An 18,664-nucleotide genomic window follows, 5' to 3' on the forward strand; every position below is an offset into this window, starting at 1 on the left:
GCTCCGGTGCCGGGCGGCAAGATCGGGAGGATGACCGCTTTCGAAGTCCGCCCGATCACCGACGACGAGCGCCGCAGCACGCTGGACCTGCTGCGCCGGGCGTTGCACACCCGGCGCATCACCGACGACGCCTGGGCCCGGTCCGCGGTGTCCTGGCCCGCCGAGCACAAGTTCGCCGCTTTCGAGGGCGGAGATCCGATCGGCATCGTCAGCTCCTTCGACACCGAGATCGCCGTTCCCGGCGGGCGGGCCGTGCCCGTCGCGGCGGTCGACGGTGTGGGCGTGCGTGCCGACCGGACCCGGCGCGGGGTGCTCAGCGCGATGATGGCCGCGCAGCTGGGGGACTTCGCGGCACGCGGGTTGCCGTTGGCGGTCCTGCACGCCAGCGAGCCCACCATCTACGGCCGGTTCGGCTACGGCTCGGCGGCGCTCGGCAAGACCCTGCGGGTCGCACGGCCCGCGGCTCGTTTTCACGAGCGCGTCCCGGCTGTGGGTGACGTCCGGATGCTCACGCCCGAAGAGGCGGTGAAGGAGCTTCCCGCGTTGTATGAGCGCATCGGGTTGCACCGGCCGGGCATGATCGCGCGTCCGGACGTGTGGTGGCCCGCCACGCACGAGCGGCACGTCGGCCCGGACGCCGGCTACCTCGTGGCTGTCCACAGTGGACCGGATGGCGACGACGGGTTCGTCGTGTACGACACGATCGGCCGCCGGTCGCTCGACTCGCCGGACGAAGGTGCCGTGCTGGACGTCCGCGATCTGCACGCTGCCGGCCCGGCGGCGCGGGCCGCGCTGTGGCGGTTCCTGCTGTCGGTCGACCTGGTCTCGGGTGTGCACGCCCGCCACCGCCCGGTCGACGAGCCCCTTGCCGTGATGCTGACCGACCACCGGCACGCCGCCACCCTCGCCGTCGAGGACGACCTGTGGCTGCGGCCGGTCGACGTCGAGGCCGCACTCGGCGCCCGCTCCTACCGCGCGGCCGGTCCCGTGGTGCTCGCGGTGACCGACCGGACGCTGACGGCCAACACCGGGCACTACGAGGTCGGCCCGGACGGTGTCCGGCGGACCTCCGCGGCCCCGGACCTGGCCCTCGACGTGGACACCCTCGGCATGCTCTACCTCGGGCAGTGGAGCGTCACGGCGCTGGCGCACGCGGGCCGGATCGAAGTCCGCGACGAGGCGGCCGTGGCGCGGGCCGACGAGCTGTTCACCACGGTCACCGCGCCGTGGTGCGGCACGCACTTCTAAGCGCCGGGCAGGGCCTTCAGGAGGCGTTCGACCGAGTTGCCGAGGTTCCACCGCTCGGCCAGCTCGGCGACGCGCTCCGGGTCGGCCGGGGTGGCCGGCACGGGGTCGGGGCGGGACTGCTCCACCGGGGCGTCGACGGCGACCTTGACCACGGTCGGCGCGACCGCGAGGTAGTCGGCGGCCTCCGACAGCCGCAGGCGGGTCTTCAGCGGCACCTGCGAGTCCCCGGCCGAGGCCGCCGCCAGCAGTGCCTCGAGCGAACCGAACTGCGTGATCAGCTTCGCCGCGGTCTTCTCGCCGATCCCGGCGACGCCGGGCAGCCCGTCGGAGGGGTCGCCGCGCAGGGCCGCCATGTCCGCGTACGCCGGGCCGGCCGTCTCGCGGGGGAGGCTGTAGCGCTCGGCGATTTCGGCCGGGCCCAGCACCTCGGCCTTGGCCCAGCCCTTGCCGACGTAGATCACCGACGCGGGCGACGGCTCGGTGCGCACCAGCTGGAACAGGTCCCGGTCGCCGGTGATCACCTCGACCGGGTCGGTCTTCTCGCGGGTCGCCAGCGCGCCGATGACGTCGTCGGCCTCGTAACCCGCCGCCTCCGCCGTGGCGAACCCGAACGCCTCCAGCAGGTCCAGGATGATCGGCACCTGCGGGGTGAGCGTGTCGGGGACCACTTCGACGTCCGGGCCGCTGCCGGTCTCCTCGGCCACCCGGTGCGCCTTGTAGCTGGGCAGCAGGTCGGTGCGGAACTTCGGCCGCCAGTCCGCGTCCAGGCAGCACACCAGCCGTGCCGGGCGCCGGTCGGTGAGGATGCGCGCGATCGTGTCGGCGAACCCGCGCACGGCGTTCACCTGCGTTCCGTCCGCGGCGCGCATCGAGTCGGGCAGGGCGAAGAACGAACGGAAGTACAGGCTCGCGGAGTCGAGCAGGGCAAGGGATCCGGTCACCCGCACAGCCTGCCACGCCCGGCCCGCTCGAGGGGCGCGCCACGGGCTTCCGACGGCGCGAACGGGTACTGCTCGCGCCGGTCGTGAGCGCGTAACAGTGTTAGAACACTGTTACGCACTCACGACCCGGCCACGGCAGGGAACGCTGCCTGTCGGTGGGGAGGTGGGTCACCCGGCCCGGCATGTCGTGGCCCCGGGCACGCCGGCCGCCGCGTCCGGCCCACTAGGCTCGGCCCCATGTCGCGCCGTTCCCTCCACACGCCCGCCCCCGACGCCGCCGCCCTCCGCGCCCGGCTGGACCGCGCCCGCGCCGCCGCGGCCGCCGCGAGCACCGACGCCCTGCTGATCGCGCCCGGCTCCGACCTGCGCTACCTGCTCGGCCAGGCCGGCGGCTCGTTCGAGCGGCTCACCACCCTGGTGGTCCCGGCCGACGGCACGCCCGCGCTGGTCGTGCCGAAGCTGGAGGCGCCCGGCTACGCCGACGTCCCGACCGACGAGCTGGGCGTCGAGCTGCTCACCTGGGTGGACGGCGACGACCCGTACAAGCTGGTCGCCGACCGGCTCGGCAAGCCCGGCCGCGTCGCGGTCAGCGACTTCACCCCCGCCCTGCACGTGCTCGCCCTGCGGGCGGCGCTGGGTGAGGCCGAGCAGACGCTGGCCGGCCCGGTCGTGCGGGAGCTGCGGATGCGCAAGGACGCGGCGGAGATCGCGTCGCTGCGCGAGGCGGGCGCGGCGATCGACCGCGTGCACGCCCGCGTCCCGGAGTTCCTGCGGCCCGGCCGCACCGAGGCCGAGGTCGGCGCCGACATCGCCGCGGCCATCGTCGAGGAGGGCCACGTCCGGGCGGACTTCGTGATCGTCGGCTCCGGCCCGAACGGCGCCAGCCCGCACCACGACGTCTCCGGCCGCGTCATCGAGCGCGGTGACGTCGTGGTCGTCGACATCGGCGGCCCGCTGCCGGCGGGCTACAACTCCGACTCCACCCGCACCTACGCCGTCGGCGAGCCGCGTGACGCCGACGTCGCCGAGACGTACGCGGTGCTGCAGCGCGCCCAGGCGGCCGCGGTCGCCGCGGTGCGGCCCGGGGTGACCGCCGAGGCCGTCGACGCCGCCGCGCGCGACGTCATCGCCGAGGCCGGGTTCGGCGAGTACTTCATCCACCGCACCGGCCACGGCATCGGCCTCGACGTGCACGAGGAGCCGTACATCATCGCCGGGAACGCGCTGCCGCTGGAGCCGGGCATGGCCTTCAGCGTCGAGCCGGGCATCTACCAGCCGGGCCGGTGGGGCGCCCGGATCGAGGACATCGTCATCGTCACCGAAGCCGGCGTCGAGTCCGTCAACAACCAGCCGCACGAGCTCGTCGTGCTGGACGCATGACGCCCGGCGGCCTGGAGCCGCTGGACCAGGCGATCGTGCAGGAGCTCGCGGCCGACGGGCGGCGCAGCTTCACCGACCTCGCCGAGCGCGTCGGGCTGTCGGTGTCGGCGGTGCACCAGCGGGTGCGCCGCCTCGAGCAGCGCGGGGTCATCCTCGGCTACACCGCGCGGCTCGACGGCGAGCAGATCGGGCTGCCGCTGACGGCGCTGATCTCGCTGACGCCGAACGACCCGGCGGCACCGGACGACTACCCCCAGCGGATCCAGCACATCAAGGAGATCGAGTCGTGCTACTCGGTGGCCGGCGACGAGTCCTACATCCTGCTGGTGCGCGTCCAGACGCCGCTGGCGCTGGAGGACCTGCTGCGCCGGATCCGGGAAGCCGCGAAGGTCTCGACGCGCACGACGGTCGTGCTGTCTACGCCGTTCGAGGGACGTTCGCCGACGTTCTGACCCCGGCGTCCCGCCCGGCGACCGGGGCACTGGTACGGTAAAAGGTATGGCAACACGTAAGGTGACTCTTTCGCTGGACAGCGGCGCGCTGGAATTCGCCGAACGCGCCGCGAAAGCCCACGGAATCTCGGTCTCGTCCTGGCTGTCCAAGGCGGCCAGGCGCGAGGCGGTCCGCACCGGCTACACCCCGCAGAAGCCGGAACCGGGTGTCGCGGAATCGGACGAGGCCGAACGCAGCGCGGCGGAGAAGGATCTGCGTGCGCAGGGGTGAAGTCTGGACGTACCACCCCCCGACCGAACCGGCCCGGCAGCGCACGGTCGTGCTGCTGTCCTCGGACGGGGTGAACGAGTCCGAACGGCCCTGGCTGCTCGGCACCGAACTGCTCGACCGCGACCCGATGGACATCCTCGGCGTGGCGATCGACGCCCGCTACTGGGTGTCGACGCTCAACCTGACCCGGCTGTACCGCCCGTGGTTCGACGAACGCGTCGCCGAAATCGACCAGGACGTCCAGGAACGCATCGACATCGCGCTGCGCGCCGCTCTCGACCTCTGACCTGCTGTACCGGGGGAGCCGGTTCGCGTACTCAGAGGGTCGGTTCGCGTACCTGGAGGGTCGGCTCACGAACCGACCCTCCAGGTACGCAGGCCGACTCCGCGGGTACGCGAGCCGCGTCAGCGGGCGACGACTTCCGGGGCCGCGTGCAGCTTGCCGTCCGCGCCCGCCAGGCAGGACGCGTTGCCGTCGCCCGCCGCGATGAACTCGGTGAGGCATTGGGCGAGCGCGGCGTGGCCGGCGGCGTTGGGGTGGAACGACTCCTGCAGCGCGTGTCCCGCCCGTTCGGTCCGGCCGAGGTCGGCCAGCTGCAGCGTCAGCCGCGTGAACCACTCCGTCGCGGGGTTCGCGCCGCCGCTGCACGCCTCGTGTTTCACGCCTGCCTTGGCCAGGTCGAGAAACCGGGCGCCGGACTGCTGTGCGGCCGCCTTCAGGCCCGATGAGAGGACGCCGATGCCGGTCTGGGAAATCCACCGCAGGTCCTCGACCCGGAACGGGCAGCCGTTGAGGGTGCGCAGGTCCTCCGGCAGGTCGGGGCCGATCGGCGCGGCGTAGGACTGCACGATCAGCTGGTAGTCCGCGGGCACGTAACCCGCCTGCGCCAGCACCGTCTTCACGTCCGAGACCGCCTTCGCGACCTTCGGCACCATTGCGTCCACTTTGGACTGCCAGCTCTGCTTCAGTGCCGTGCTGCACGGCGGGCCGCCGGGGTCGAACCACGCCTTGAAGCACTCGGTGACCTGGTTGGAGAACTTCGGCTCGTCGTTCGCGCCGACCGCGATCACCACCGCGGCCACCCGGTGGTCCTTCACCAGCGCGGCCAGCTGCTGGGCCTGCGAACCTTCCGTCCACTGCTTGACGTCGCCGAGCGCGACCTGCTCGGCGGGCGCGCCGGAGCAGCCGAGGTTGACGTGCGCGGTGACACCGGGGACGGCGATCTTCTCGACGAACGCGTTGGGGGAGCGGTGGCACCAGTTGCCGCCCTGGCCGTTGGTGGCGGGGGTGTACTGCCCGGCGCCTTCGCCGGAGACGGTGCTGTCACCCATCGCGACGACGGTGAGCGGGCCGGTGCCGGGCGGTCCCTGCCGTGGCTGCGGGTGTCCCGGCCGGCTTTCCGAGCCGAAGAAGACGAAGAACCCGGCCAGCAAGGCCACGCACGCGAGGACCAGGGCCCCCCAATACCACCGAAGACGTCGCATCGCCCTCGATTCTACGGATCGGGTGATCGACTCCGGCTCCGGACACGGTGCGTCACCGGTCACAGCGCACCTTGACTAAGCGGACCACGGTCCGATACGGTCAAGACATAAACGGACCGTGGTCCGAAAACCTGCCGAGGAGCACCGACATGCCCGAATTGCTGCACATTTCCGCCTCGCCTCGCGGCGAGGACTCCCAGTCGCTGCGCCTGGCAGCTACTTTCCTGGACACCTACCGCACCATCCACCCCGGCGCCGAGATCGACGAATGGGACCTCTGGGACGGCTCGCTGCCCGCGTTCGGCCCGGCCGCGGCCCGCGCCAAGATGACCGTCTTCGGCGGCGGCACGCCGCGGGGCGAGGAAGCCGAAGCGTGGCACGCGGCCGCCGAAGCCTTCGCCCGGTTCGACGCCGCCGACCGGATCCTCTTCAGCGTGCCGATGTGGAACTCCGGTGTGCCGTACGTGCTCAAGCAGTTCGTCGACGTCGTCTCCCAGCCCGGCTGGGTCTTCGGCGTCGATCCGGCGACCGGCTACCGGCACCTGCTGGCCGGCCGCGGCAAGCGCGCCGCGGTCATCTACACCAGCGCGGTGTGGGGACCCGGCCTCGGCCCCGAGTTCGGCGCGGACTTCCAGGCGCCGTTCTTCACCGGCTGGCTGAACTGGACCGGCATCGACGACGTCGCCGAGATCCGGTTCCACCCCACCCTCACCGGCGACGCCGAGGAGGCTTCCCGCACCGCTCACGAAACGGCGCGTGACGTCGCGAAGGCGTTCTAGCCGGCCTCGGTCAGGTCGGTGGCCGCCGCGAGCGCGGTGGCCAGGTCGGTGATCGTCCGCACCGCCGGATTGTCGTTGCCCGGCAACCACACCAGCTCGGTACGGGCGACGTCGCCCGCCAGCGGCACGAACGCCACGCCGGTGCGGCGGAGGCTGTGCGACGAGCGGGTCAGCCGGGTGACCCCGACCCCGGCCGCGACCAGGCCGAGCAGCCCCTGCACGGTGGCCGCCCGCTGCACCACGCGCGGGGTGAAGCCCGCGGCGGCGAAGTCGTCGTCGTAGCCGCGGTGCCAGGGCTCCCAGCTGCTCCGCGGCGTGAGGACCCACGGTTCCGCGGCCAGGTCGGCCAGCTCCAGCGAAGCGCGGCCGGCCAGCGGATGATCGGCCGGGAGCACCGCGCAGACCTCCTCGGTCAGCAGCGTCCGCGACCTCAGGCCCTCGACCAGCGGCGGCCGGGTCAAGGCGAGGTCGAACCGGCCTTCGCGCAGGCCGTCGACGAGTTCGGCGATCGGCGCCTCGGCCGTCGTCACCGCGAGGTCGGGGAACCGCTCGCGGACCGCGCGGACCACCGGCGGCAGCAGGTAGTTCGCCGTCGTGGCGAGGAAGACCAGCCGCACGCTGCCGATCTCGCCGCGCACCGCCCGGCCGAGCGTCGCGACGGCTTCTTCGGCGCGGGCCAGCACCGCGCGGGCCTCCGGCAGGAACAGCTCCCCGACGGCGGTCAGGCGCGCCCCGCGTGCGCCGCGGTCGAACAGCCGCGCCCCCAGCGTCCGTTCCAGCACGGTGATCTGCTGCGACAGCGACTGCTGCGCGATGTGCAGGCCCGCGGCCGCGCGCGTGAAGCTGGTTTCGTCGGCGACAGCGACGAAGTAGCGAAGCTGCCGCAACTCGGGAGTCACAGGCTCAGACTGTAGCCGTGGCAGGGCATCGGTGTTGGTGCACCGGCCGTGATCGTCTCCAGGATGGAAGGAGGAAACCACTGGGAGGACAGAAGATGACGAACACCGACGGCCGCGTCTGGCTGATCACCGGCTGCTCCGCCGGCTTCGGCCGGGAAATCGCGCTGGCCGCCCTGGCCGCGGGCGACCGCGTGCTGGCCACCGCCCGGCGCCCGGAAACCCTGGCCGAGCTGACGGACCGCGGCGGCGACCGGGTCCGCACCGCCGCACTGGACGTCACCGACGCCGGTCAAATTGGCACGGTCGCAAAGACCGCGCTCGAAGAGTTCGGCCGGATCGACGTCGTGGTCAACAACGCCGGCAGCGGCTCGGTCGGCGCGGTCGAAGAACTCACCATGGACGAACTCCGCGCGCTGATGGAGGTCATGTTCTTCGGCGCGGTCGAGGTCACCAAGGCCGTTCTGCCGCACCTGCGGGCGCAGGGCAGCGGCACGGTCGTGCAGATCAGCTCGATGGGCGGGCAGCTGTCCCCGCCCGGCTACGGCGCCTACTGCGCGGCCAAGTTCGCCCTGGAAGGCATCTCCGAGGCACTGGCCGCGGAGGTCGCGCCGTTCGGGGTGAAGGTGCTGATCGTCGAGCCCGGCGCGTTCCGCACCGAGTTCGGCGGCGGCCGGATGCACCGGTCCCGCACGATCGACGCCTACGCCGTTTCGACGGGAGGAACGCGCGAAGCGGTCGAGAACATGGACGGCACCCAGCCCGGCGACCCGGCCAAGGCCGCCGCGGCGATCGTCCGCGCCGTGGGCAGTGCCGACGCCCCGCTGCGGCTCGCGCTGGGCGCGGACGCCGTCGAAGCGATCCGCGCCCACCACGAGTCCGTCGCGGCGGACCTGGCCGCCTGGGAGGAGGTCAGCCGGGCCACCGCACTCGAACAGTCCTCTTAGGACTGGGCATCCTGCAGCAGGCCGAGGACATTGCCGTCCGCGTCGGTGAACGTCGCCACCAGGCGCCCGTTGCCGACGTCCTTCGGCTCGTCCTTGACCTTCGCGCCCGCCGCGGTCACCTCGGCGAGCTTCGCCTCGATGTCGCCGACGTGCCAGTACGTCACCGGCCCGGTCATGCCCTGCTGCGCGCCGTTCGGCACCAGGCCGATGTGCTGGCCTTCGGCGTCGTAGCCGACGTAGTACGGCGCGTCGGCCTGCGGTTCGACGCCCAGCAGGGCGGTGTAGACGGCCTTGGCCGCGGCCAGGTCGGTGACGGGGTGCAGGACGGTCTTGATCCCCTGGGTGCTCATCTTCGGTGCTCCTGAAGTCGTGGTCTGCGGTACGTCGCTTGCGGGACGACACTGACGCTATTCCCGGCCCGCTGAGCAGCGCTTCTCGATTCCTGATCGGTTGCCACACCCGGCGGTCGCCGATCGCCGTACACTGCGGACCGTCATCCGGACGGGGCGATGGGGGGACCGCGATGAGCGGGAGCAGGGTGTTGGTGGCCGGGGCGAGCATCGCGGGGCCCGCGCTGGCCCACTGGCTGCACCGGCGAGGGGCCGAGGTGACCGTGGTGGAGCGGGCACCCGGGTTGCGCCCCGGCGGGCAGGCGGTGGACGCGCGCGGCGTGGCCAAGGACGCCATCCGGCTGATGGGGCTGGAAGCCGCGGTGCGCGCGGCCCGCACCGAGACCGCCGGCGCGCACACCGTCGACGTCGACGGCAACGTGCTGGAGACCTTCAGCGCCGAGGACCATGGCGGCGACGGGTACATCGCGGACATCGAGATCCTGCGCGGAGACCTCTCCCAGGTCCTCTACGACGACACCCGCGACGGCGTCGAGTACGTCTTTGGCGACCGCATCGCCGAGCTCACCCAGGACGCGGACGGGGTCGACGTGACCTTCGCGGGCGGCGACCGGCGGCGCTTCGACCTGGTGATCGGGGCCGACGGGCTGCACTCGGCGCTGCGCGCGATGGTCTTCGGGCCGCGCGAGCGGTTCGTCCGCCACCTCGGGCTCGTGCTGGCCTTCTACAGCGTGCCCAACGAGTTCGGGATCGACCGCTGGATGCTCGACTACCAGCACGAGGGACGCTCCGCAGGACTGCGCCCCCTCAAGGACCCCACCCGGGCGATGGCCATGCTCTCCTTCCCCGCGGCCGGCTTCGACGTCGACTACCGCGACATCGAGGCTCAGAAGAGCCTGCTGCGCGAACAGATGGCCGGTCTGGGCTGGTGGACCCCGCGCATCCTCGCGCACCTGGACGACACCCCGGACTTCTACCTCGACCAGGTCGCCCAGGTGGTCATGGACCGCTGGTCGCACGGACGGGTGGGGCTGATCGGCGACGCGGCGTTCTGCTCGTCGCCGATGTCCGGTGGTGGCACCGGGCTGGCCCTGGTCGGCGCCTACCTGCTGGCCGGAGAACTGGCCGCCGCCGGGTGGGACCCCGAGGCCGGGTTCGCCGCCTACGAGACGCGGATGCGCTCGTACGTCGAGGCCAACCAGGAGATCGGCCGGATGCACGTCCAGAGCCGCGACGCGGCCGCCGCGGAGGCCGAGCCCGACATGGAGGCGCTCATGCCGCTGATCGAGCGCGCGATCAACGGCGTCGAACTGCCGGACTACGCCGGGGTGCCGGACTCGCGAGCCGAGGTCAGTCCAGCAGCGCGGTAAGCACCCCGTCGAGCAGCCGGACACGGCGGTCGGCGATGCGGTGGACCTCCTCGTCGTGGGTCGCAACGATCACCGCCGCCCCCTCTTCCGCGCACCGGCGCAGCAGCCGCAGCACCCGCGGCGTCGAGCCGGCGTCCAGGTGCGCGGTCGGCTCGTCGGTCAGCAGGACCCGCGGCCGCCCGGCGACCGCCCGGGCCAGCGCGACCCGCTGCTGCTGCCCGAACGACACCTCCAGGGGATAGCGGTCGCCGAGCTCGCCGATGCCCAGCTCGTCCAGCAGCCCGGTGACCCGCCCGGCGATCGCCGCCGGGGACGGGCGCGGGACGTCCGAGCGCAGCCGCAGCGGCAGGGCGACGTTCTCCGCGATCGTCAGCTCGTTGGCCAGCCCCAGCGCCTGCGGCAGTACCGCGCAGGTGTGCCACGGCGGCGCGCCGCTGATCGGGACGCCGTCGAGCAGCACACAGCCGGAGTCGGGGGAGTCGAACCCGCACAGCAGCGCCAGCAACGCGCTCTTGCCCGACCCCGACCGGCCCGACACCGTCACCAGCTCACCGGCGCCGACGCGCAGCTCCAGCCCGCGCAGCACCTCGATGTCCCCGCTCGGGTGGGCGAAACTGCGGCGCAGCCCGACGGCTTCCACGACTGTCATCCCGGCAGCTCCCGTTCTTCGACGCCTTCGAGCGAGCCCTTGTGCAGCCGGGCCACCCGCGCGCCGAGGTCGATGAGGCGCTCGTCGTGCGAGGCGACGAGCACCGCGAAGTCCTGGTCCACCAGATACCGCAGGGTGTCCAGCACCAGGTCGGCCGACGCCTCGTCCAGCTGCGACGTCGGCTCGTCGGCCAGGACCACCGTCGAGCGCGCGGCCAGCACGCACCCGAACGCCAGCCGCTGCTGCTGTCCGCCCGAGAGCGCCGAGATCTTCCAGCCGCCGGTGCCGTGCAAGCCCAGCTGCCCGAGGATGTCGTCCGGACGGCACTCGGTCCCGGCGGCCTCGGCCGCGGCACGGAGGTTGTCCGCCACGTTCAGGTAGCCCAGCAGGTTGTCGGCCGGGTTCTGGAACACCAGCCCCAGGTGGTGGCGCCGCAGCGCCCGCCGTTCCCGGTGCCGGAGCTTGCGGACGTCGGCGCCCTGGAACGTCATCGTGCCGCGCGCGGGCGGCTCGAACAGCCCCAGCACCCGCAGCAGCGTCGACTTCCCCGATCCGGACGGCCCGGCGAGCACGGTCATGCCGCGCGCGGGCACGTCGATGCTGACGTCGTCGACGCCGGTGACGACCCCGGTCGGCGTCTGGTAGTCGACGCCGATGCCGCGCAGGGAAAAGATGGGTTTCTCAGGCACGGATCAGCTCCGCGGTCCGGGCGGTGCGCACCGAGCGCACCGCGATCCAGCCGGCCAGGCCCACCACCAGCATGCCCACGGCCAGCACGGTCAGCACGAACGGCAGCGGATCCGGCAGCTCCGAGCGCGGTGCGAGGAACGTCGCCGGGTCGAACCGGGGCACCGACAGGCCCGCCACCGAGACCCCGCACACGACCCCGACGGTGATCGCCAGCCCGCTCAGCGCGCCCAGCTCCATCAGGTGGCTCGCCAGCAGCGTCCGCGGCCGCATGCCCATCCGCAGCACCAGCGCCCCGGCCAGCGCGTTCTGCCGCCGCCGGACCTCGACCGCCACCAGCAGCGCCAGGATCGCCACCACCCCGAGCACCGCGCCCAGCAACGCCACGAACGAGAACGTCCACGACACCACGAAGAACGGCAGACCGTCCAAAGCGGACTCACGGCTGACCCGGTTCGGGATGAACACCCCCGCGCCCCGCAGCGCGGCGGTCGCCTCCGCCATCGGCGACGTCGTCAGCACGCTCCACTTCGGAATCCCGTTCAGCTGCGCCCGGTCGAGCACCGCGCGCGAAATGACGTAGCCGGGGGAGGTGCCGATCATCGGGAACACCGGCAGGTCACCGGCGACGACGGCGTCCGGCAGCCCCTCCGGCAGCTTGCCGGTCTGCTTGGCCGTGTGCCCGACGCGGATCACCGGCGTGCCGCGCGGGTCCGGCCACGAAATCATCCGCAGCAGCTCGGCGAGGTCGTCACCGGGAACGTGGTCCACGGCGGCGCCGCGGGCGAACGTCGCGGGATCGACCACCAGCACCACGCTGCCGGTGCCGGTCAGCTCGCCGACCACGGTGCTGGTCCCCGCCAGCGACGCGGGCATCGCGATGTCCCCCATGCCGATCGGGCTGTCAGTGTCGAGGCGAGCGTTGCTGCCGACGAAGATCGCGGACTTGGTGTCCAGGGCCTCCTCCTGGCCGCGGGCGATGCCGATCCCGGTGGCCAGCGTGCCGATGGCGAGGGTGCCGATGACCAGCACCCCGGTCACCGGGGCCCGGGCGCCGGCCAGCCGCCGGATCGCCAGCTGCAGCGCCGGGCGCGACCAGAACCGGGCCCGGTGCGAGGCGTGCAGCGCGAGCCACGCCAGGCGTGCGGTCAGCAGGCCCACCGTCAGCACCACGAACACCGGATAGGTCAGTGCCAGCGGATCGACCTGCGGTAATGGATTTCCGAGCCGGGACGCGGTGCCGTAGCGGGCCAGGCGGGTCCAGCCCAGCCACGCCATCCCGGCCGTCGCGAGCTCCCACGGGAAGTACGCCAGCAGCCGCACCCGGTTGCCCCGGCGGCGCACCCGGCCCAGCTCGAACTCGCGGTGCACGCGCACGGCGACGATGAGCGCCAGCAGCGTCAGCGACACCACCAGCGTCCCCGCCGCGACGACACCGGCCTGCAGCACGGCCGCCGGATCGGGCGCCCCGGGCGGGCCGTACAAGGCGAGCAGCACCCGGGCCGCGACCGCCCCCGCGGCGCCGCCGAACAGGATCGGCAGGCCCAGTTCGGCGACGGCGAGCCCGCCCAGCGCCACGGGGCCGCTGCCGCGGGCCGAAAGCAGCCGCAGCTGCGCGTGCCGCCGCTGGTACCACTGCAGGGCGACCGTGCCGAGGCCGGCGCAGCCGACCAGGACGCTGATCAGCGCCAGCGGCAGGATCGAGACGAACACGTTGTCCCGGGCCTGGCGGGCGATCTGCGCCGAGCGCTCGAACGTCGGGACGTCGGCGGCGACCAGCGAGCCGAGCCCCTGGGCGGTCAGGTCGGCGCGGACGTCGGCGACGAGGTCGCGCGAGCGCTGCACCAGATCCTCCGCCGCGCTCAGGGTCGCCGGCGCCGGTTCGTAGAAGGAGACGTGGAAGTACTGCATCGTCGGCAGGCCGATCGCCTTGACCGTGTCGTCGAACGTCTTCCGGTCGGTGGTGAACACGGTCGAGTCGACCGGGTCGTCGACGAGCCGGTCGATGACGGCGCCGGACTGCTGCGAGCACCACCACCGCGGCGGCGGGTCGAGCAGGTCGCGGTAGATCCCGGTGACCGGTGGCAGCGGGATGCCTTGCAGGCTGGGCTTCGTGCCGACGCCGATGTGCTCGGCGTCGGCCACCACGTTGCCCAGCCACAGCCCCGGCGCGCGGGTGCCCTCCTGCAGCGTCAGGTTGTCCAGGCCGACCTGGTCCCGGTAGCCGAAGCGGACCTTGTAGTGCGGGTCGCCGTTGAACTCGATGCCGCGCAGCACGTTCGTGTACTGGCTCACCACGGGCGTGGAAAACCCGTGGGCCGGGGCGTGCCGCTGGATCGCGCCGGTCACCGCGGGGATGTCCCCGACCGGGATGTTGCCCTTGCCGAACATCGGGCCGTAGCTGTCGGGACAGGTGATCCCGGTCTGGTACGTCACCGTGGCCCCGCCGGCCGCGGACGCCTGCAGCACCGCCGCCGTACCGAGAAAACAGGCCAGCAGCGAAGTCACGGCCGCCACGATCAGCGTGAGCGGGCTGGAAAGGGCGGCCCTCGGGGCCGCCCGCCACGGCTTGGTCACTCTGGGTTGTCCAATCTTCCCCCACTTCACCCGCATGGACGCGCACGCTACCGGCAGGCCCCAGGAGTTGGAACGTTTTTGTCACGATCGTTGCTTCACTGACCGTGTCCGGCCACAGCCGCCGCCATTGGTTTAGTCCATTGTGGAAAGCGCTCTCGGCAGGCCGGTTGGGCAACACGGAGGTTGGCCGGGCCGCCGCGGCCCGAAAGACTGCGCGGGGAAGATCCGCCCGGCGCTTATGGAGGAACCGATGCCGCACATCCCGCTCGACCCGCAGCTGCCCGGGATCCGGTCGCTGATGGCCTTCCGGCCCGAAACCGCGGTGCCGCTCAACCACCTGGCGCAGACCCTCCTGCGCGGCCCGAGCACCCTGACCGTCGGCGAGCGCGAACTGATCGCCGCGGTCGTGTCCAACGGCAACGAATGCCGCTTCTGCCACGGCAGCCACGCCGCCGCCGCGGCCGAGACCCTCGACGGCGGGCGCGCGGTGGTCGACGCCGCCTGCGCCGGGATCGACGACGCGCCGGTCTCGGCCAAGCTCAGGGCCCTGCTGCGGATCGCCCTCGCCGTCCGGGAGACGGGCCGCGCCGTCACCTCCGAGCTGGTCGCGACGGCCCGCGCCGAAGGCGCGACGGACGTCGAGCTGCACGACACGGTCCTCATCGCCGCGGCGTTCTGCATGTACAACCGGTACGTCGACGGGCTCGCCACCGTGGCGCCGGACGACCCCGCGGCCTACGAGCAGATGGGGAAGGTGCTCGCCGCCGAGGGCTACGGCCGCTGATCAGGGCACCAGCACGACCCGGCCCGGCCGCGTCCAGGCCTCGGCGGCGTCCGCGAGCGGGACGCGCTCGTAGCCGACGGTGACCTCGCCCGCCAGCGCGTGAGCCACCACGGTGAGGAGGGCTTCGCCGCGCTGGTCGGCGGTGAGGTCGTTGTTCGTGTAGCCGAGAACGCGCAGCGACCGGCTGCGCAGCACGGCCGAGGGCACCGCGAACTCCTCGCCGGCGGCGCTGCCGAGGTTGACCAGCCGGCCACCCTGGCGCAGGGTGCGCAGCGCCGCCGCGGCCGGGATCCCGCACACCGGGTCGACGACGAGGTCCACCGGCCCCGCGGCCTCGCCGAGCCGCCGCGCCAGCGAGCCGGCGTCGTCCTCCTCCTCGAGCCGGACGACGCGGTCCGCGCCGAGCCGCACGGCCCGTTCCAGCGCGGCGTCCGACCGCGCGCACGCCACGACGTGCCCGGCCCCGGCCACCCGCGCCAGCTGCAGCGCCGCCTGCCCGACCACACCGCCGGCCCCGAGCACCAGCACGGTCTCACCCGGCGCGAGCCGCCCCGTGGCCGTCAGGCACATCCAGGCCGCGACCGCCGACAGCCCGAGCGCCGCGACGAGCGTGTGGTCGGCCCCGGGCGGCAGGACGACCAGATCCGCGGGGGCGACCACGGCGTGCTCGGCCATGCTGCCGTCGCCCGGGCGCATGCCCGCGGTCGTGGCGAACCAGACCGGGGTCCCGGCCGGGTGCGTCGGCGTCGGCCGCGTCAGGACGCCCACGCCCTGCACCCCCGGCACGTACGGCGTCGAGGGAACGCCGAAGTAGGACGTGCCGGACGCGCAGAGCAGGTCGAGCGGGGTGATCGGCGCCGCCGTGACGCTCACGGCGACTTCGCCGGGACCCGGCTCCGGATCGGGCCGGACGGCCACCACCGGGGGCTGCCCGGCCGCCCGGATCTCAGCGGCGCGCACCGCGGTCAGACGGGCTGGAGGACGAAGTCGTACCGCGCTTCCAGCCACGGCTCCGCCGACTCCCCGCCATCCGGCGTCGGCCCGGGCTCGCGCGGCTCGAAGGCCACGACCAGCTCCTGCTTGGTGCCGAACACGACGTCGCTGTCGAGGTACTGCGCGCCTTCTTCGAACAGGTGCGTGATCAGCGGCTCGTAGCCGGCGGCGTTGATCAGGAAGTGCACGTGGGCGGGCCGGAAGTGGCTGATGTCGGTACCGCGGATCAGCTCGCCGACCGGGCCGTCCATCGGGATCGAGTAGCCCTTGGGCGCGATGGTGCGCAGGCAGTAGGACCCGTCGGGACGCGTCGCGTACTTCGCGCGCAGCCGGGCTTCGTCGATGTCCGGGATCTGCGACTCGTACGCGCCGTCTTCGTCGGCCTGCCAGACGTCGAGGACCGCGCCGGCGACCGGAGCACCGTCCAGGCCGCGGACCGAGCCGGTGATGTAGAGCGGTGTGCCGGGCAGGTCGTCCGACATGTCGCCGCCGAAGTCCTTCTCCGGCGAGCCTTCGATGTGGAACGGGCCGAGCACGGTGGCCGGGGTCGCCTTCGCGTCGAAGGCGTGGTTCATCTGGACCACCAGCATGCTCAGGCCGAGCACGTCGGAGGCGAGGATGAACTCCTCGCGCTTCTCGTCGCTGATCTGCCCGGTTTCGGTGAGCCACCGGATCGCGGCCATCCACTCGGTCTCGCTCAGCCGCACTTCACGCGCGAAGGCGTGCAGGTGCCGCACCAGCGCGGCCATGACCTCCGCCGTCCGCGGGTCGTGCGCGCTCGCCCAGCGCTCCGCGGCGAGCTCGGTGATGTTGTCCTCGGTGACGAGCTGCATCGGCGTTCCTCTCACGGTTCCGGATCCGGGGCGACCGACCGGTTGTTCAGGTCGACCGACAGGAAGATGTCGTTCGCGACCGGGCGCCGCAGCTCCTCGGCGAGCTGGCCGATCAGCCCGGCGGTCCGGGCGAGCAACGCGAACCCCCGCAGCAGCTCCAGCGGCAGCCCCAGGTCGGCGAGTGCCGCACCGCAGACGCCGGCGCCGTTGAGCGGCAGCGTCTTGCCGAGCACCCGGGGGTGCACCCGGCCGATCGCGGCGAACAGCTCCAGGTGCGGGCCGCGCAGGCCTTCCTCGTCGGCGATCGCGAACAGCCGCGGGGTGCGCGGGTCACCGTCCTTGTGCACGTGGTGCCCGAGCCCCGGGACGAACTTCCGCTCCGCGCGGCGCTTTTCGACGGTTTCGAGCGCGAGCGCGTCCCAGCCCCGCTCGTCCGACGGCAGCTCGGCCTCGGCGAGGACGGCGTGCAGGAACCGGCCGCAGTCCTCGGTGACGCCGAGGAACCGCGACCCGCCGCCCAGCAGGCCGGCGGCCAGGGCACCCTGCACGGAGTCGGGCGCGGACAGGTAGGTCAGCCGCGTGACGATCGCGGTCGGGGTGAAGCCGTGATCGGCCAGCGCGGCCAGCACCGCCTCGAAGACCCGCGTTTCCCCTGGGGACGGACGGCGCTGGGTGGCCAGCCAGAAGGCCAGCTCGCCGAAGGAGACCGTGCCCATCACCTCCTCGGCGAGGTCCCGGCCCAGCAGCGTGATCTTGTCCTTTGTGGACGCACCGAGCGCGGTTTCGTAGACCGGGTCAGTCATGCGCGGCCTCCGTCAGCCACGCGCGCAGCTCGGTGCCGTGCTCGTCGAGTTCGGGCGGCGGCAGCCGGTAGGCGGCGGGAGTGGCGGAGAACCGGATGGGGTGGCGGGTGGTCGGAACGGCGCGGTCGCCGTCGCCGACCTCGACCACCGGGTCGAGCCCGAAGCGCTCGGCCATCGCGAAGCCGCCGTCGATCGTGTTGATCGGTCCACAAGGGACACCGACCTTCGTCAGCGCGTCGAACCAGTCCACCGCGCCGCGTTTCGCGAGCCGCTCGACCAGCAGCGGCCGGAGCTCTTCGCGGTTGCGCGTGCGGTCGGCGTTGCGGGCGAACCGCGGGTCGTCCGGGACGTCCGGCAGGTCGAGGACCTCGCACAGCCGCCGGAACTGCCCGTCGTTGGCCGCGGCGACGATCAGGTCGTTGTCGGCGGTGGGCAGCGGCTCGTAGGGGAAGACGCTCGGGTGGGCGTTGCCCATCCGGTACGGCACCACGCCGCCGGCGGCGTAGGCCGAGCTGTGGTTCACCAGCCCGGTCAGCGCCGACGACAGCAGGTTGACCTCCACGTGCTGCCCTTCGCCGGTCGCGTCGCGGTGGCGCAGCGCGGCGAGGATCCCGATCACCGCGTGGTTGCCCGCCATCACGTCGAACACCGAGATCCCGGCCCGGTACGGCGGCCCGTCCGGGTCCCCGGTCAGGCTCATCAGGCCCGAGATCGCCTGCACCATGAGGTCGTAGCCGGGCACGTGCCGTCCGTCGCCCGAGCCGAACCCGCTGATCGAGGCGTAGACGGCGCCCGGGTTGGCCGTGCTGACCGCGGCGTAGTCGAGGCCGTACTTGGCCAGGCCGCCGGGCTTGAAGTTCTCGATCACCACGTCCGCGCGGGCGGCCAGCTCGCGGGCCACCGCGGCGTCCGCCTCTTCCCGCAGGTCGAGCGCGATCGACCGCTTCCCCCGGTTGACGCCGAGGTAGTAGGTCGAGACGTCACCGCGCACCGGCGGCATCCAGGTGCGGGTCTCGTCGCCCTGGGGGCCTTCGACCTTGACGACGTCGGCGCCCATGTCGGCCAGCAGCATCGTGGCGTACGGGCCGGCGAGCACCCGGGAGAAGTCCGCGACCAGCAGTCCCGCCAGCGGGCCCGTTGCGGTGGTGGTCACCGGAGTCCTCGCCTTCTGTCCGTTCAGCGGACGAGTGTCCGCGAAAGCAGTCTGCTCCGGCGGGCA

20 protein-coding genes are annotated in these 18,664 nt (G+C 72.9%); 9 read left to right on the forward strand and 11 right to left on the reverse strand.

The features are described 5' to 3' along the window. Positions 1-30: 30 nt before the first annotated feature. Positions 31-1,248, forward strand: coding sequence for a GNAT family N-acetyltransferase (locus CF165_RS08320; RefSeq protein ID WP_205660796.1), 1,218 nt, complete (start codon positions 31-33; stop codon positions 1,246-1,248). On the opposite strand, the gene CF165_RS08325 is transcribed toward CF165_RS08320, so the two are convergent. Further along, a complete protein-coding gene (locus CF165_RS08325) occupies positions 1,245-2,189 on the reverse strand; it encodes a 5'-3' exonuclease (protein WP_093947158.1) in 945 nt (314 codons plus the stop codon). The genes CF165_RS08320 and CF165_RS08325 overlap by 4 nt on opposite strands. Positions 2,190-2,426: 237 nt before the next feature. Here CF165_RS08325 and CF165_RS08330 point away from each other — a divergent pair, with 237 nt between their 5' ends. Genes CF165_RS08330 through CF165_RS08345 form a run of 4 tightly spaced genes read left to right on the forward strand, consistent with a single transcriptional unit; the run spans position 2,427 to position 4,578 of the window. Continuing rightward, the gene (locus CF165_RS08330; protein ID WP_093946844.1) at positions 2,427-3,569 is read left to right on the forward strand and encodes a M24 family metallopeptidase; all 1,143 of its coding nucleotides are present in this window, start codon (positions 2,427-2,429) and stop codon (positions 3,567-3,569) included. Beyond that, complete coding sequence (locus CF165_RS08335) at positions 3,566-4,021, forward strand: Lrp/AsnC family transcriptional regulator (protein ID WP_093946845.1); 456 nt, start codon at positions 3,566-3,568, stop codon at positions 4,019-4,021. The genes CF165_RS08330 and CF165_RS08335 overlap by 4 nt, the downstream gene beginning before the upstream one ends. 46 nt (positions 4,022-4,067) lie before the next feature. Continuing rightward, positions 4,068-4,292, forward strand: a complete 225-nt coding sequence (locus CF165_RS08340; RefSeq protein WP_093946846.1) for a hypothetical protein — start codon at positions 4,068-4,070, stop codon at positions 4,290-4,292. After that, entirely contained in the window at positions 4,279-4,578 is a 300-nt protein-coding gene (locus CF165_RS08345; protein WP_020638237.1) for a hypothetical protein, read from the forward strand. The genes CF165_RS08340 and CF165_RS08345 overlap by 14 nt, the downstream gene beginning before the upstream one ends. A gap of 119 nt (positions 4,579-4,697) precedes the next feature. On the opposite strand, the gene CF165_RS08350 is transcribed toward CF165_RS08345, so the two are convergent. Next, complete coding sequence (locus CF165_RS08350; RefSeq protein WP_205660797.1) at positions 4,698-5,777, reverse strand: GDSL-type esterase/lipase family protein; 1,080 nt, start codon at positions 5,775-5,777, stop codon at positions 4,698-4,700. Between the two features lie 149 nt (positions 5,778-5,926). On the opposite strand from CF165_RS08350, the gene CF165_RS08355 reads away from it, so the two are divergent. After that, positions 5,927-6,556 (forward strand): FMN-dependent NADH-azoreductase, encoded by a 630-nt coding sequence (locus CF165_RS08355; protein WP_093946848.1) that lies wholly within the window; start codon positions 5,927-5,929, stop codon positions 6,554-6,556. On the opposite strand, the gene CF165_RS08360 is transcribed toward CF165_RS08355, so the two are convergent. Next, positions 6,553-7,455 carry a LysR family transcriptional regulator gene (locus CF165_RS08360; protein WP_093946849.1) on the reverse strand — a complete coding sequence of 301 codons (903 nt, stop codon included), beginning with the start codon at positions 7,453-7,455 and terminating at the stop codon, positions 6,553-6,555. The two genes, CF165_RS08355 and CF165_RS08360, sit on opposite strands and share 4 nt — an antisense overlap. Before the next feature lie 95 nt (positions 7,456-7,550). On the opposite strand from CF165_RS08360, the gene CF165_RS08365 reads away from it, so the two are divergent. Beyond that, positions 7,551-8,399, forward strand: coding sequence for an oxidoreductase (locus CF165_RS08365; RefSeq protein ID WP_093946850.1), 849 nt, complete (start codon positions 7,551-7,553; stop codon positions 8,397-8,399). Here the strand turns inward: CF165_RS08365 and CF165_RS08370 are convergent. Beyond that, positions 8,396-8,749 (reverse strand): VOC family protein, encoded by a 354-nt coding sequence (locus CF165_RS08370; protein WP_093946851.1) that lies wholly within the window; start codon positions 8,747-8,749, stop codon positions 8,396-8,398. The two genes, CF165_RS08365 and CF165_RS08370, sit on opposite strands and share 4 nt — an antisense overlap. 173 nt (positions 8,750-8,922) lie before the next feature. Here CF165_RS08370 and CF165_RS08375 point away from each other — a divergent pair, with 173 nt between their 5' ends. Beyond that, positions 8,923-10,119 carry an FAD-dependent monooxygenase gene (locus CF165_RS08375; RefSeq protein WP_167441394.1) on the forward strand — a complete coding sequence of 399 codons (1,197 nt, stop codon included), beginning with the start codon at positions 8,923-8,925 and terminating at the stop codon, positions 10,117-10,119. Here the strand turns inward: CF165_RS08375 and CF165_RS08380 are convergent. Genes CF165_RS08380 through CF165_RS08390 form a run of 3 tightly spaced genes read right to left on the reverse strand, consistent with a single transcriptional unit; the run spans position 10,100 to position 14,032 of the window. Continuing rightward, a complete protein-coding gene (locus CF165_RS08380; protein ID WP_093946852.1) occupies positions 10,100-10,768 on the reverse strand; it encodes an ABC transporter ATP-binding protein in 669 nt (222 codons plus the stop codon). The genes CF165_RS08375 and CF165_RS08380 overlap by 20 nt on opposite strands. Next, positions 10,765-11,457 carry an ABC transporter ATP-binding protein gene (locus CF165_RS08385; RefSeq protein WP_093946853.1) on the reverse strand — a complete coding sequence of 231 codons (693 nt, stop codon included), beginning with the start codon at positions 11,455-11,457 and terminating at the stop codon, positions 10,765-10,767. Before CF165_RS08385 ends, CF165_RS08380 begins: the two co-directional genes overlap by 4 nt. Next, positions 11,450-14,032, reverse strand: a complete 2,583-nt coding sequence (locus CF165_RS08390; RefSeq protein ID WP_093946854.1) for an FtsX-like permease family protein — start codon at positions 14,030-14,032, stop codon at positions 11,450-11,452. Before CF165_RS08390 ends, CF165_RS08385 begins: the two co-directional genes overlap by 8 nt. A gap of 250 nt (positions 14,033-14,282) precedes the next feature. On the opposite strand from CF165_RS08390, the gene CF165_RS08395 reads away from it, so the two are divergent. Further along, positions 14,283-14,816: a carboxymuconolactone decarboxylase family protein gene (locus tag CF165_RS08395; RefSeq protein WP_093947160.1), complete on the forward strand. Its 534-nt coding sequence runs from the start codon at positions 14,283-14,285 to the stop codon at positions 14,814-14,816. Here CF165_RS08395 and CF165_RS08400 read toward each other — a convergent pair whose 3' ends face one another. From CF165_RS08400 to CF165_RS08415, 4 genes are read right to left on the reverse strand one after another with little or no spacing between them, the layout of a single operon-like run. After that, positions 14,817-15,776 carry a quinone oxidoreductase family protein gene (locus CF165_RS08400; RefSeq protein WP_240521499.1) on the reverse strand — a complete coding sequence of 320 codons (960 nt, stop codon included), beginning with the start codon at positions 15,774-15,776 and terminating at the stop codon, positions 14,817-14,819. Between the two features lie 5 nt (positions 15,777-15,781). Next, on the reverse strand, positions 15,782-16,642 hold the full coding sequence (locus CF165_RS08405; RefSeq protein WP_093946855.1) for a dioxygenase family protein: 861 nt from the start codon (positions 16,640-16,642) through the stop codon (positions 15,782-15,784). An 11-nt stretch (positions 16,643-16,653) separates the two neighbouring features. Next, positions 16,654-17,445: a citryl-CoA lyase gene (locus CF165_RS08410; protein WP_093946856.1), complete on the reverse strand. Its 792-nt coding sequence runs from the start codon at positions 17,443-17,445 to the stop codon at positions 16,654-16,656. Further along, positions 17,438-18,598 carry a CaiB/BaiF CoA transferase family protein gene (locus tag CF165_RS08415; RefSeq protein ID WP_093946857.1) on the reverse strand — a complete coding sequence of 387 codons (1,161 nt, stop codon included), beginning with the start codon at positions 18,596-18,598 and terminating at the stop codon, positions 17,438-17,440. Before CF165_RS08415 ends, CF165_RS08410 begins: the two co-directional genes overlap by 8 nt. Between the last annotated feature and the right edge of the window lie 66 nt (positions 18,599-18,664).

Origin of the sequence: Amycolatopsis vastitatis (assembly GCF_002234595.1) — a bacterium.
GTDB classification, from domain to species: Bacteria; Actinomycetota; Actinomycetes; order Mycobacteriales; family Pseudonocardiaceae; genus Amycolatopsis; species Amycolatopsis vastitatis.

What these genes read in the sequence shown, in the direction of transcription:
- CF165_RS08320 (WP_205660796.1), top strand. Translation starts at nt 31, where the DNA reads ATGACCGCTTTCGAAGTCCGCCCGATCACCGACGACGAGCGCCGCAGC.
- CF165_RS08330 (WP_093946844.1), top strand. Translation starts at nt 2,427, where the DNA reads ATGTCGCGCCGTTCCCTCCACACGCCCGCCCCCGACGCCGCCGCCCTC.
- CF165_RS08335 (WP_093946845.1), top strand. Translation starts at nt 3,566, where the DNA reads ATGACGCCCGGCGGCCTGGAGCCGCTGGACCAGGCGATCGTGCAGGAG.
- CF165_RS08340 (WP_093946846.1), top strand. Translation starts at nt 4,068, where the DNA reads ATGGCAACACGTAAGGTGACTCTTTCGCTGGACAGCGGCGCGCTGGAA.
- CF165_RS08350 (WP_205660797.1), bottom strand. Translation starts at nt 5,777, where the DNA reads ATGCGACGTCTTCGGTGGTATTGGGGGGCCCTGGTCCTCGCGTGCGTG.
- CF165_RS08355 (WP_093946848.1), top strand. Translation starts at nt 5,927, where the DNA reads ATGCCCGAATTGCTGCACATTTCCGCCTCGCCTCGCGGCGAGGACTCC.
- CF165_RS08365 (WP_093946850.1), top strand. Translation starts at nt 7,551, where the DNA reads ATGACGAACACCGACGGCCGCGTCTGGCTGATCACCGGCTGCTCCGCC.
- CF165_RS08370 (WP_093946851.1), bottom strand. Translation starts at nt 8,749, where the DNA reads ATGAGCACCCAGGGGATCAAGACCGTCCTGCACCCCGTCACCGACCTG.
- CF165_RS08375 (WP_167441394.1), top strand. Translation starts at nt 8,923, where the DNA reads ATGAGCGGGAGCAGGGTGTTGGTGGCCGGGGCGAGCATCGCGGGGCCC.
- CF165_RS08380 (WP_093946852.1), bottom strand. Translation starts at nt 10,768, where the DNA reads ATGACAGTCGTGGAAGCCGTCGGGCTGCGCCGCAGTTTCGCCCACCCG.
- CF165_RS08395 (WP_093947160.1), top strand. Translation starts at nt 14,283, where the DNA reads ATGCCGCACATCCCGCTCGACCCGCAGCTGCCCGGGATCCGGTCGCTG.
- CF165_RS08405 (WP_093946855.1), bottom strand. Translation starts at nt 16,642, where the DNA reads ATGCAGCTCGTCACCGAGGACAACATCACCGAGCTCGCCGCGGAGCGC.
- CF165_RS08410 (WP_093946856.1), bottom strand. Translation starts at nt 17,445, where the DNA reads ATGACTGACCCGGTCTACGAAACCGCGCTCGGTGCGTCCACAAAGGAC.